General features: G+C 62.5%; 12 protein-coding genes. 5 read left to right on the top strand and 7 right to left on the bottom strand.

The genetic code is table 11. From position 1 onward, the window contains the following. Nucleotides 1-103: 103 nt before the first annotated feature. Nucleotides 104-508, bottom strand: coding sequence for a Fur family transcriptional regulator (locus tag NKJ72_RS06895; protein ID WP_023675234.1), 405 nt, complete (start codon nucleotides 506-508; stop codon nucleotides 104-106). A gap of 207 nt (nucleotides 509-715) precedes the next feature. Here NKJ72_RS06895 and NKJ72_RS06890 point away from each other — a divergent pair, with 207 nt between their 5' ends. From NKJ72_RS06890 to NKJ72_RS06880, 3 genes are all read left to right on the top strand, one after another. After that, the gene (locus NKJ72_RS06890) at nucleotides 716-2917 is read left to right on the top strand and encodes a caspase family protein (RefSeq protein WP_352476387.1); all 2202 of its coding nucleotides are present in this window, start codon (nucleotides 716-718) and stop codon (nucleotides 2915-2917) included. Between the two features lie 102 nt (nucleotides 2918-3019). Further along, on the top strand, nucleotides 3020-3400 hold the full coding sequence (locus tag NKJ72_RS06885; RefSeq protein ID WP_352476386.1) for a hypothetical protein: 381 nt from the start codon (nucleotides 3020-3022) through the stop codon (nucleotides 3398-3400). Beyond that, nucleotides 3397-4101, top strand: coding sequence for a DUF4760 domain-containing protein (locus NKJ72_RS06880; protein WP_352476385.1), 705 nt, complete (start codon nucleotides 3397-3399; stop codon nucleotides 4099-4101). The genes NKJ72_RS06885 and NKJ72_RS06880 overlap by 4 nt, the downstream gene beginning before the upstream one ends. A gap of 151 nt (nucleotides 4102-4252) precedes the next feature. Here NKJ72_RS06880 and NKJ72_RS06875 read toward each other — a convergent pair whose 3' ends face one another. Beyond that, on the bottom strand, nucleotides 4253-5335 hold the full coding sequence (locus tag NKJ72_RS06875) for a trypsin-like serine peptidase (protein ID WP_352476384.1): 1083 nt from the start codon (nucleotides 5333-5335) through the stop codon (nucleotides 4253-4255). Nucleotides 5336-5726: 391 nt separating this feature from the next. Here NKJ72_RS06875 and NKJ72_RS06870 point away from each other — a divergent pair, with 391 nt between their 5' ends. Then, complete coding sequence (locus NKJ72_RS06870; RefSeq protein WP_352476383.1) at nucleotides 5727-6821, top strand: S1 family serine peptidase; 1095 nt, start codon at nucleotides 5727-5729, stop codon at nucleotides 6819-6821. A 67-nt stretch (nucleotides 6822-6888) separates the two neighbouring features. On the opposite strand, the gene NKJ72_RS06865 is transcribed toward NKJ72_RS06870, so the two are convergent. Then, entirely contained in the window at nucleotides 6889-7239 is a 351-nt protein-coding gene (locus NKJ72_RS06865) for a hypothetical protein (protein WP_352476382.1), read from the bottom strand. Nucleotides 7240-7429: 190 nt separating this feature from the next. Between NKJ72_RS06865 and NKJ72_RS06860 the strand changes: the two genes are divergently transcribed. Continuing rightward, on the top strand, nucleotides 7430-7759 hold the full coding sequence (locus tag NKJ72_RS06860) for a DUF2934 domain-containing protein (RefSeq protein WP_352476381.1): 330 nt from the start codon (nucleotides 7430-7432) through the stop codon (nucleotides 7757-7759). A gap of 55 nt (nucleotides 7760-7814) precedes the next feature. Here NKJ72_RS06860 and NKJ72_RS06855 read toward each other — a convergent pair whose 3' ends face one another. The 4 genes from NKJ72_RS06855 to NKJ72_RS06840 form a co-directional block, all read right to left on the bottom strand. Next, entirely contained in the window at nucleotides 7815-8507 is a 693-nt protein-coding gene (locus tag NKJ72_RS06855; protein WP_352476380.1) for a molybdate ABC transporter substrate-binding protein, read from the bottom strand. A 117-nt stretch (nucleotides 8508-8624) separates the two neighbouring features. Beyond that, a complete protein-coding gene (mgrA, locus tag NKJ72_RS06850) occupies nucleotides 8625-9671 on the bottom strand; it encodes an L-glyceraldehyde 3-phosphate reductase (protein ID WP_352476379.1) in 1047 nt (348 codons plus the stop codon). A gap of 130 nt (nucleotides 9672-9801) precedes the next feature. Next, the gene (locus NKJ72_RS06845; protein ID WP_352476378.1) at nucleotides 9802-10950 is read right to left on the bottom strand and encodes a Gfo/Idh/MocA family protein; all 1149 of its coding nucleotides are present in this window, start codon (nucleotides 10948-10950) and stop codon (nucleotides 9802-9804) included. A gap of 12 nt (nucleotides 10951-10962) precedes the next feature. Next, entirely contained in the window at nucleotides 10963-11709 is a 747-nt protein-coding gene (locus NKJ72_RS06840; protein ID WP_352476377.1) for a sugar phosphate isomerase/epimerase family protein, read from the bottom strand. Nucleotides 11710-11744: the final 35 nt, after the last annotated feature.

The raw sequence follows: 11744 nt of genomic DNA, 5'->3' as shown, positions 1-11744 counted from the left end.
ACGTCCGCGGCCGACCAATTGTAATCTGTAGCGATCTTTCGCGCCCCCTCTGTCCTGCCGACATCAAAAGGTCGCCACCGCTATGTTGCGGCCTAACCGGCCTTCAAGCCGCTTCAGCCAAACACTTCGCACATGTCCCACGAAACTCGATCACCGCCTTCTTGGCGGCGAAGCCGGTCGAACGCACCCATTCGTCGAGCCGGTGGCCGACATCGTGGTCGGAGAACTCGGTCACCTGGCCGCAGGTGTCGCAGATAGCAAACGCCGTCATCGAATGGCTGTGGTCGTGCGGCTCGGCACAGGCGACGAAGGAATTGAGGCTTTCGAGCCTGTGCACGAAGCCGGATTTCACCAGCGTGTCGAGCGCCCGGTAGACCTGCAGCGGCGCGCGAAAACCGCGCTCGCGCAATTGGTCGAGCAAAGTATAGGCGCTGAGCGGTCCGCTGGCGGCCTCGAGTTTCTCGAGCACGCAAAGCTGGTTCTTCGTCAGTACATCCCTTGCCGCCATGATCCCGTTCCAAGCCGCTCCGTGCCGATCGCTGCCATTAGGCATGCAATCCGGCCTCTTCCACTGAGATAGCGACGAACTGCCTTTTTTGCTACTGTTTGTATCGCAGCCGATGGTCGGCAGACCGGCGACGCCATATTCAAAATACTGACATCCTCGGCCAGGCTGGCCGTGCTTGGAAATTCGATCGGGCTTGGGGAAGCAATCATGATCAAAGTGACGCGGCGGACGCTGCTTGCCGGCACGTCCGCGCTGGCCGCTGCCGGCCTGGTGCCGTTTCGGGCATTCGCAGCGGCGCGCACCTACCATGCGCTGCTTGTTGCCTGCACCGATTATCCGAACCTGCCGAAGAAGAACTGGCTGATCGGACCGAAGAACGATGCCGGCCTGGTGCGCGATTACCTCCTGAAGTACACGCCCGCGCAGGTGAAGTTTTCAGCCGAAAACGTCGCGCTGCTCGCCAAGGATGTCGAAGGCGCCAACGGACCGCCGACACATGCGGCGATCAAGGCAGCACTCGCTGACCTTGCCGCCAAGGTCCAGCGTGACGATTTCGTCTACCTGCATTTGTCCGGTCACGGCGCGCAGCAGCCGGCGGCGAACAAGGGCGACGAGACGGACGGCCTCGACGAGATTTTCTTGCCGTCCGACATCGACAAATGGGTCAACCGCGAAACGGGCGTGCCCAATGCGCTGGTCGACAACGAGATCGGCACCGCGCTCGACGCTATCCGCGACAAGGGCGCCTTTATCTGGGCCGTATTCGACTGCTGCCATTCCGGCACTGCGACGCGCGCCGCCGAGGTCGACGATGAGCTGGAACGCAAGGTCGAGTTCGCCGATCTGGTCGGCGGCGACGACGCTGCCAGGGCGGCTGCGGTGAAAGCCTATGACGGGATTGCGTGGGCCGCGCCGCGCGGCTTTGACGAGGACGGGAAGCGCAAGCCGGCCTTCAAGCTGACGCCGACCGGCGCCGAGCCGACCACCAAGGGCAAATTGGTCGCCTTCTACGCGGCGCAGACGGTGGAGACGACGCCCGAGATGCCGCTGCCCAAGGGCGCGGCCGATGCGCCGCGTTTCGGGCTGTTCACCTTCACAATCCTGTCGAAACTGGCCGAGAACCCCAACATCACCTACCGCCAGCTCGGCCAGGCCGTGCTGCAGCAATATTCGGCGGACGGCCGCACCCGGCCGACGCCGCTGTTCGAAGGGGAACTCGACGCCCGCGTCTTCGGCACCGACAAGACAGACGCGGTCATGCAATGGCCGATCGTCATCGAGAACGACAAAGCCACGATCGGCGCCGGACTGCTGCATCGGCTCACCCCTGGCAGCAGGCTCGCAATATTGCCCTCGGCGCTGTCGCCGCTGTCCGACGCGCTTGGCTATCTCCAGGTACAGTCGGCGAAAAACCTGGAAAGCCGGGTCAAGCCGGTCGAGTTCGGTGGCAAGCCGGCGCTCAAGCTGGCCGACATCCCCGCCAATGCCTATGCCCGGCTCGCCGAGCTCGCCGTCGACTACAAGCTCGTGATTGCGCGGCCGGCGGCGACCAAAGGCCTCGAGAAAGAGGCCGCGCTGGCGAACTCGGTTCTCGACGATCTGGCGGCCAGGGAGAACTCAGGCTTCCACATCGCGCTGGTCGAGCCGGGCAAGAGCGCCGATCTGCGTCTCGCCGTGCTGCGCGAGAATGCAATCGCCGGCGCCGCCGAAGATGCCACCGACGCGCCGGCACTGTGGTTCCTACCGGCTTCGGGCGACATGACGCTCAAGGGCGGCAGCAAGCCGCCGCTGATCGTCATTCATCCGGACGGCCGCGAAAAGTTGGTCGATGCCGCGGCCAAGAACCTGACGAAAATCTTCCGCGCCATCGGCCTGTCGCGGCTGGCCGCCGCTTCCGATTATCGGCCGGAAGAGGTCAGCGTCGACTTCCGGATCAAGCGTTTTGACAGCGACACGCTGCAGCCGATCGAACCGTCGACGGTGCCGCGTGTTTCGCCCGACGATCAGGTCCACGTGCTGGCCAGGAATGGTTCGACCAACCTGGTCGACATCAACGTGCTCTATGTCGGCTCCGACTATTCCATCCAGCATTTTCTTGCCGAGCGCCTGACCGAAGGCGCCGTGCTCGAGGAAGGCCTGTTCAAATTCACCGACACCAGCTTCGGCATGGAGCGGATGATCGCCGTCTTGACCGAAGCACCGCCGCAGAGCGAGAAGCAGGATCTGAGTTTCCTGGCGCAAGAGGGCGCTGTCTCTGTAACGCGCGGACTTGGACAACCAAACTTCTCCGATATGCTGGCCGATATCGGCATGGCGCCGGCGACGCGTTCGGCCATGCGGCTCACCGACGACAAGGGGTCGAAGGGCGCCGTGATGATTTTCCCGATGGAGACGGTGCCGCGCGCCTGAGGCGGGGTCAGGTGCCCGGCCGGGCCTCTTGCCTAATCGGCTGATAATGAACATTCTTCGACCGCTGCTGTCGGCGGCCGAACGGAACGGATGAGGGCGTTCGTGAACAGGATCGTATTTTCGTGGCGCGCAACAACCGCCGGTCTTGTCGCCGGGCTGCTGCTGGCCGCCAATGCTTCGGCGGACGAGGCTTGCGGCCTCTGCGCCAGGGAGGTCGTCATCAATTCCGAACTGGCGAGCTGCTTTCTCGACCAGTACGACCAGATCGCCAAATCCGGCAACGCCGCCGTCATCGTCGATCTCAGCAGCTGCACCTCACGCGGCGTGGTCGAACCATTGCCGTCGCCGGGCAAGGCGCAGGTGGCGCCTGACGTGCAGTTCATCGTTTCGCGGGCGCAGCTGGATTGCCTGAAGAAGAAGCTGGAGACGCCGGGCATCGTGCTCGACCCGTCCGCCACCATAGAACTGGACAGCTGCGGATGACGAAAGCGGAGGGCAACGCAACGCAGCAGGCAGTGACGGCGCCGGTGCCGCAAAAGAAGCCGGTGTCGCTGCCGGAAACCGTCGAAGGCCTGCCGTGGGTGAGCAATCACGAGGTCAAGAAGGAGGCGAACCCGTTCACCGATCGCGACTGGCGCATGCTCGTCTATGCCTGGTCCGGATTGCTGGTGCGCCTGGCGATCATCTTCACCTTGATCTTTTCGGTCTACCAGTTCTTGGCGAACCAGGAGCAGAAGCGCGTCGAGCAAACGATGTCGCTGGTCGAGCTCTGGGAAAGCAAGGATTACCAGCAGGCGCAACGGGCCCTCAAGCAACGCCTGGCGGCGCTCAACGCCAAATACGGGAATCTGCTCAGTGCCACTCCGACGCCGACCGAGGAACAGGTGTTCAGACAGCGCATCGGCATCGAAGCGATGAGCGCAACCGGCGGCGACATGCCGCTCGCCGAGTTCAGCGACAATTTCGACCGCATCGTCTATTTCCTCAACCGCCTTTCCTCCTGCGTCGAAGGCGGGCTGTGCTCGCGTGAGGTCGCCGACTCCTATTTCCGCGACTATGCCGCTTCCTTCTGGAGCTATTTTGCCGGCTATATCGACAAGGAGCGCAAGGCCGGGTCACCGACTTTCGCCCAGCCGATCGAGAACTATGTCCGCCAGGCGCCACCCTCAGACCAGCCCAGATAATCCCCGAAAAATGCGAAGCCGGCGACGGAAATGCTCCGCCGCCGCCTTTGATTGGAGCATTTTTGCAGCCGAGTGTGACTACACTTGGCGTCGCAGAAATGCAGCTGAATAGATAACCCGCCCCGATGATCGCGGCGGGAACTCTGCAGGCCTATTTGTACAGGCTGTTGATCCACTGGACGTTGATGGCGTTCAGACGCACGGCGGTGTTGGCATCCGGGCTCTCGGCCACGTTCACGCCGGTGATGACGCGCTGCTTGGAGCCATTGTCATAGGCGTAGACCGAGCTGCCGCTCGATCCCGGATAAGTGTCGCAGTCATACTGGAAATACTCGATGGCGATGTGTTCGGCGAGCACTTCGCAGGTCGCCTTCCACATCGTGCCCATCGGCTTGTCGCCGGGATAGCCGACGATGTTGGCGGTGAAGTCGCCGAGATCCACATAATTGGCATAGCCCAGCCAGCCGAGGTTGGTGCCGACATCCTGCTTCAAGGTGACGATGCCGAGATCCCATGGCACGACCGAGCCGTAAAAGCCCTGATAATTGTCGATGAAGCCCTGGACGATATAGGCGCTTTCATAGGTGAAGGCGCCGAACGGTGCGTCGTCGGCCGTCTTGCCGTTGAGAGCCGGCACGAACAGGATATCGTCCAGCCAGGCCTTGTCTTCGTGGCTGTAGAGACAGTGCGCCGCGGTGAGCACCGTGCGCGGGCCGATCAGCGTCGCCGAGCAGCTGCCATAGCTGCCGCTCTTCGATTTGCCTTCGAGGTAGCCGATCGCGGTGAACGGGTAGGTTTTGGTATTCTTGATCTGCTCCCGGTCGTCCGTCCCGAACACCTGGCGGCCGGCCTCTTCGCCTCCGCTCAGCCCGGAATTCTCGGACTTCTGTCCCTCGGCGGGCGCGTTCATTTCCTTGATGACAAGGTCCTTCAGCGTCTCGTTCGGATCGATCTTGATGTCCTTGCCATCGGCGGAGCGGCCGACGATGCCATAGGATTTGACGGCCGTTGCTTCGTCGGTGAGCGGCGCGGCACGGTTGGCCTCGTCCTCTGTCAGTTTCGGCGGGGCGATCGGTTTCGCCCGGCCAGGCTTGTAATCGCCCGATGTCACGTCACGCATGCTTTCGCCGTTGCCGGCATTGGCGGAACCTGGCTCGGCAGCCAAGGCAGGAACCGCCCACATTGCGGTGGAAAGCAACGCAGACGCAATAATGCACTGTGTCAGTTTTGTCATGGTGAGACTCTCCCAAAAGTCAGCAAGGACTGGATCAAGATATAGAAATATTGTCGAGATCGTGGTGGCGCCGAAAAATGAATTTGGTTGCCGGCGCCTTTACCAGGCCATTATTCAGTGCAGCCAGTTTAGGTCCCCGCCAAAAATGGCCGCAACGGTATACTGCCTAAAATAATCCAACATTGGCAACGACAAATTGCTTCCACATAGCCCGTGGGGGTTATAGATTTGGGCGGGTTTGGCTCGACACCACGATTTAGCAAAAGTGGTACTCGGTTTTGTGACGGATCACGCTCCACATCGGCGCATGATCGGCTCACCGGTCGGTTCCCCTCTCAGTGGATCCCGCGTCTAGGCTGATCTGTCGGAACATCGTCTCAGGGGGCTCGAGGTGAAGATCATCCTTAGGTTCAGACCGATTGCTGCAGCCTCGCTGCTTGCCATCGCGGCGGCCTTGCCGGTCGTCAATTCCGTTCATGCCACGGACGCGGCCGCCCGGCCGGAGGCGGCGATCTCGCCGATGAAACGCGTGGCCGAGGCCAGGGCAAAAGCCAAGGCGGAGAACCCCGGCGGCGCCGATCGCGTCTACGGCGGCAAAGAGGCTGAGAAGGGCGCCTATCCGTTCCAGGTGGCGTTGCTGACCACCGGCAAACTGGACGAAAGTCCGGCCTCGCAGGCGAATGCGCAGTTCTGCGGCGGCAGCCTGATCGCGCCGCAATGGGTGCTGACGGCGGCGCACTGCCTCAACGACGACGGCGAGCCGATTTCGCCTGACGTGGTCACCGTGCTCACCGGCGCCACCGATCTCAGCGAGGGCAAGCGCTACAAGGCGGTAGAAATCATCGTCAACGAGGGCTACAGCGAGCAGACGCTGGACAACGATCTCGGCCTGATCCGGCTGGCCGAGCCGGCCGATGCCCCGGCCATCAAGATTGCCCGTGAGCCGACCCCCGACGCCGGCAAGACCACGGTCACCGGCTGGGGCAAGATGCAGGACGGAACATTTCCCACCGCGCTGATGGTTGCCGACCTGGACCTCCAGCCGAACGCAACCTGCAACAACGGCATCAAGGCGATTTATGCGCGTGATTTGAAGGCTGCGCTCGGCGAGCTCGCCCGCCGCATGCGTTACTCGGAAAGGAGCATCGAGGCGGCCGCCAATGCAATTGCTGCTGATATGGCCGATCCGCTGACCGGCAACATGATCTGCGCCGGCACCGCCAGCGGCGAGCGCGACGCCTGCAATGGCGACAGCGGCGGACCGCTGTTCATGACCGGCGCCGATGGTCCGGTGCAGGTTGGCGTCGTCAGCTGGGGCGAAGGTCCGGCCGACGGCAGCACCGCCTGCGGCCACAAGAACGCCTACGGCATCTACACGCGGCTGGCCAATTACACCGGCTGGATCGAGGAGAAGATGAAGACGGCAGCGCCTGCACCCGCAGCGTCCAAAGCCCTCGGCACGGCCCAGAAGCCAGACACACCCTGACCGGCGTCATTTGCTGAATGACGGGGGGAGCAATCCCGCCGTTTCTGCCCGGAACCTTAGGTTGGGACTAGAACCAGCGATCGCGGCGCTGGTCTGTGGCGGCCAAGGTGAGGCCCAGTAGCGCCCCTAGGGCCGCTCCGAGTATGAATGCGGACGATACTGTGCCGGGATTCTCCTGGACGACCCCGGACACCGTCTGCGCCCTGTTGCGCAGCGCTTGTGCCGTCCGCGAGGCGCGCTCGGCAGCGCTGTCATACCAATCGCCGGCGTCTTCGATCGCCTCTTCCGCGCGTTCGGCCAAGGTCCGATTGATCTTGCTGATCTCGCGCTTCAGCTGCGCGACCTGCTTCTCCAGGGCTTCCTGAGCTTCACGTTGAGTCATCTTCGGTGTTGCGGATTCGTTCGGTTCGTCGGCCATGGTAATCTCCTTTGCTCAGGTTCGGCTCAACGGCCGGCCCGCTATCTAGGTTCCTCCGCAAAACGCATCTGTCCGGTGTTTGTTCGATGAGAGACCGGGTTTTGTCCGGCATGTGTGCGAAATCGGCCTGAACATAGGATCGTTCCGGCGCTCCCCGCGTTGGTGAAAACGCCACAAGGGAGGAACCGTCATGGACAACGATCGGCATGAAAAGATTCGGCAGCGAGCCTATGAAATCTGGATCCGCGAGGGCCGCCCGGATGGCGCGCATGAGCGTCATTGGCAGCAGGCGAAGCAAGAGCTTGGCTATGATGAGACGACGACCGGTCAGGCTGATGATGACGCGGCCGAGCACGGTCCCACTGGAACGATCGCCAGTTCCGACGTTCTGACGGTCGAGGCACTGGCGATGCGCACCGGGATAACCGGTGATCAGGCGCAAGAGTTGATCGACAGGCTTGGCAACGACAGGGCGACGCTCGAGCAAGCCGCGCGGAACATCAAGGCAGCCGAAAGTTAGAGCCTGTTTGAGGAGAAATCTCCAACGTGCCTCTGGCGTGATTCATCGCACGCTCTTAGCGGCGCTCGACACCCTTTGCCGCCAGCATGTCGTCAACGGCTGCCGACATCAGAAATTCCGACAGCTGCCCGGCAGCTTCTGCGTTCGTTGAACCGGCACTGATGCCAATGGCGAAGTCGACGTAACTTTGGAGTTCTGCCGGAAACCGACCGACAAGCACGACCTCGGGAGCGGCCGCGAAAATCGAAGTCACGGGAACGACCCCCAACTCGGCTTCCCCACGGCCCACGGCTTGCGCTGTCTGCCCTCCTGGTATGGCCACCAGCTTGGGCTTCACCTCATCCGCTATCCCCAAACGTTCCAGCAAACCGAAGAAGTAGCCACCGCTGGTTCCTTCACTGGCGTAGGCGATCGATCTGGCGCTCTTCAACGCCTGTTCGAATGCTTCCACGGACGCGATATCGAGCGGTCGACTGCCTGCCTTGGCTGCCACCCCCATTGCTATCCGGCCAAACGCCACCTGGCTCCCCGCCTTGACCTTTCCCGAGGCAGTCAGATCCTGAACCAGGTCCGGATTGGTGATGACGAGGTCAAAAGCTTCCCCAGCTTCAATCTGCTTCTTTACTGTCGGATTGAGCTCCCACCTGACCGCAACCGTGAATCCTGTGGCCGTTTCGAACTGGGGTATGAGGGCTAGGACGGCGGGGCGGACCGCGATAGCGCCAAAAAGCCGGATTTCCTGATTCATCGCCTAACCCCGAATCGGTCTAAACGACCTTCTTGCAATACCCATCCAGCTGCCCGGCCATTCCATGCTCAGCGTCGCGGAAGCCGTCGCTGTTTGGCGACCGGATGCGGTCGTCGCCTACTTCCTCGGCGGCCCCTTGCGCTCGGCCGATGCCGCCCAGAGGTTGATGTCCGACTCGCGGGCAAAGGTGTCGATCTCGGCGAGCTCGGCATCGCTGAAGTCGAGCGCCTCAAGCGCGCCGACGCAATCCTCGACCTGTTCCGGCCGGCTGGCGCCGATCAGCGCCGATGTGACCCTGCCCCTGCGCAGCACCCAGGCCAGCGCCATCTGCGCCAACGTCTGGCCGCGGCGACGGGCGATGACGTTCAGCGCCTCGATATTGGCGATCGATTTGTCGTTGATGAATGCCGGGCGCAGCGACTTGCCCTGGCTGGCGCGGCTGCCATCGGGGATGCCGCCGAGATATTTGTCGGTCAGCATGCCTTGCGCCAGCGGCGAGAACACGATCGAGCCGACGCCAAGCCCCTCCAACGTATCGAGCAGGCCATCATCCTCGACCCAGCGGTTGAGCATCGAATAGCTCGGCTGATGGATCACGCAAGGCGTGCCGAGCTGCTTCAAAATATCGGCGGCCTCGCGGGTGCGCTGCGAATTATAGGAGGAAATGCCGGCATAGAGTGCCTTGCCCGAGCGCACCGCGTGATCGAGTGCGCCCATCGTTTCCTCCAGCGGGGTGTCGGGGTCGAAGCGGTGCGAATAGAAGATGTCGACATAGTCGAGCCCCATCCGCTTCAGGCTCTGGTCGAGGCTGGCCAGCACATATTTGCGGCCGCCCCATTCGCCATAGGGCCCTGCCCACATTTCGTAGCCTGCCTTGGTCGAGATGATCAGCTCGTCGCGATAACTGGCAAAGTCCGTCCGCAGGATCTCGCCGAACGCCCGCTCCGCCGAGCCGGGCGGCGGGCCGTAATTGTTGGCGAGATCGAAATGCGTGATGCCCAGATCGAAGGCCCTGCGCGTGATCGCCTGCTTGGTTCTATGCGGCGTGTCGTCGCCGAAATTGTGCCACAGCCCAAGCGAGATCGCCGGCAGCTTCAGGCCGGACCGCCCGCAGCGATTGTAGACCATCTTTTCGTAGCGGTTTTCGGCGGGAACATAGGGCATGGGAAATCCTCAAATCGAAACGAGCCGACAGCTGCCGCCGCGATGACGGGCAAGTCGAGTCCGGCCCACCCTTAGCCTCTCCCCGCGCAAACGGGGAGAGGCTTTTTGCGGTGCTTGGGAGGTGCGCCGACTACTTGGTTTTCTTCTTCGCCAGCAGCTCCTTCGCCGCCTTGACGCCGAGTGCCGCCGGCCGCTCGCAGCTGGTCTGCATGGCGACGAACTTTCCGGTCTCGCCCGAACGCAACAGGCCGGTCATGACATCGACGGCATGCAGCGCCAGTTCCATCGAGCAGCGGTGCGGCCGGCCTTCTCTGATCGCGATCGCCATGTCGGCCAAACCGGCGGTGCGGTAGTTGGCCATCATGCCTTGCGAATGCATCTCGTTGGGCACGCCGAACGGATGCGGCCATTTCGGCAGCTTCTTCACCGGCTTGGCGGCTTCGGTGTAGCGCACCTCGCCGCCGAAGAAGTTCGGATCCGGCACGAACACCGTGCCCGCCTCGCCATAGAGCTCCATCGGCGCGTGGCCGTGGCTCCAGACATCCCAGCTGGTGTTGAGCGTCACCACGGCGCCGTTCTCGAATTCCAGCACGCCATGGATCGTCGTCGGCGTGGAGACCGGGATCTTTTCGCCGGCGCGCGGCTTCGAGCTGATGATGCGTTCCGTCATCGGGATCGAAGCGAAGGCGGCGACCCGCTTCACCGGCCCGATCAGCTGGATCAGGTTGGTGATGTAATAGGGTCCGATGTCGAGCACCGGCCCGGCGCCCGGCTGGAAGAAGAAGTCCGGATTGGGGTGCCAATGCTCCATGCCATGGCTCATCACATGACAGGTGCCGCTGGTGACCTTGCCGAGCCTGCCGGTGTCGATCAGGTCGCGGACAAGCTGGTGCGCGCCACCGAGGAAGGTGTCGGGGGCAGAGCCGATGCGCAGCCCCTTGCTTTCCGCACGTTTCTTCAGGTCGAGCCCTTCCTTGACCGACAGCACGAAGGGCTTCTCCGAATAGACGTGCTTGCCGGCGTCGAGGATCTGCTTCGACACCTCGTAATGCACCGCCGGAATGGTCAGGTTGACGATGATGTCGATATCGTCGGCCTTGAGCAGCTCCTCGACAGTCTCGGCGCGCAGCTTGAACTCCTTTGCCCGCGCTTTCGCCGCTTCCATGTTGATGTCGGCGCAGGCGCGCATCTCGATGCCGCGAAACAGCGGTGCCAGCGAGAAATACGCCTTCGAGATGTTGCCGCAGCCAATCACGCCGATGCCAAGTTTTGTTGCCATGCTGATGTGCTCCTAATAGGTCTTGGCGGCTGCGATGGAGCGGCGGGCGAAGCGCTCGATGTCGTTGGGATTGTCTTGTTCCATGACGTAGTATTTCGCAGCGCTTTTGGCGCGCAGCGCCTTGATCAGGCCGGGCCAATCGATGGTGCCGTGGCCGACGTCGGACCAGCCGTCCTCGTCGAGGCCTTCGCCCGGCTTGGCCATGTCCTTGACGTGGACGGCAACGATGCGCTTGCCGTGCTTCTCGATCCAGGGCAGCGGATCGACGCCGCCGCGCACCACCCAGGCGACGTCCATCTCCCAGCCGATGTCGGGTGCGGAAGACAGGATATGGTCCTGCGGCACCGAGCCGTCGGCAAGCGCCTTGAATTCGAAATCATGATTGTGCCAGGCAAAACCATAGCCGGCTTTCCTGGCCGTTTCGCCGACCTTGGCCAGGCGTTCGCCGAAGCCGCGCCAGCCGGCCGCGTCGGCCGGCCTGAACTCGGCGTTGAGGAACGGGCAGATGAGCAGCGTCATGCCGAGCGCATCGGCCGTCCTGCGCACGCCGTCGAAATCCTTCTCGAGCGCGTCGATCGAGAAATGCCCGGTCGGCATGGCAAGGCCGTTCTTGTCGAGCTCGGCACGGAACGCCTTGGGATCGTCATAGACGCCGCCGAACCCTTCGACTTGGCTGTAACCAAGCTCGCCCAGCATTTTGAGCACGCCCTCCCAGGGCTGGAAATTGCGGGCGCTGTAAAGTTGGAATGACCAGTTCATCGTCTCTGTCCGTTTCGTGTGGATGGTTAGTTTTT

It is taken from the genome of Mesorhizobium sp. M0045 (genome assembly GCF_040323385.1).
GTDB lineage: Bacteria > Pseudomonadota > Alphaproteobacteria > Rhizobiales > Rhizobiaceae > Mesorhizobium.
Note: the sequence above shows the minus strand (reverse complement) of the source record. Positions and strands in the feature narration are given on the sequence as shown.

Bases quoted from the DNA above. Each gene is read 5' to 3' on its own strand.
- NKJ72_RS06840 (WP_352476377.1), bottom strand. From the start codon at position 11,709: ATGAACTGGTCATTCCAACTTTACAGCGCCCGCAATTTCCAGCCCTGG.
- mgrA (WP_352476379.1), bottom strand. From the start codon at position 9,671: ATGCCCTATGTTCCCGCCGAAAACCGCTACGAAAAGATGGTCTACAAT.
- NKJ72_RS06845 (WP_352476378.1), bottom strand. From the start codon at position 10,950: ATGGCAACAAAACTTGGCATCGGCGTGATTGGCTGCGGCAACATCTCG.
- NKJ72_RS06890 (WP_352476387.1), top strand. From the start codon at position 716: ATGATCAAAGTGACGCGGCGGACGCTGCTTGCCGGCACGTCCGCGCTG.
- NKJ72_RS06860 (WP_352476381.1), top strand. From the start codon at position 7,430: ATGGACAACGATCGGCATGAAAAGATTCGGCAGCGAGCCTATGAAATC.
- NKJ72_RS06875 (WP_352476384.1), bottom strand. From the start codon at position 5,335: ATGACAAAACTGACACAGTGCATTATTGCGTCTGCGTTGCTTTCCACC.
- NKJ72_RS06865 (WP_352476382.1), bottom strand. From the start codon at position 7,239: ATGGCCGACGAACCGAACGAATCCGCAACACCGAAGATGACTCAACGT.
- NKJ72_RS06855 (WP_352476380.1), bottom strand. From the start codon at position 8,507: ATGAATCAGGAAATCCGGCTTTTTGGCGCTATCGCGGTCCGCCCCGCC.
- NKJ72_RS06880 (WP_352476385.1), top strand. From the start codon at position 3,397: ATGACGAAAGCGGAGGGCAACGCAACGCAGCAGGCAGTGACGGCGCCG.
- NKJ72_RS06895 (WP_023675234.1), bottom strand. From the start codon at position 508: ATGGCGGCAAGGGATGTACTGACGAAGAACCAGCTTTGCGTGCTCGAG.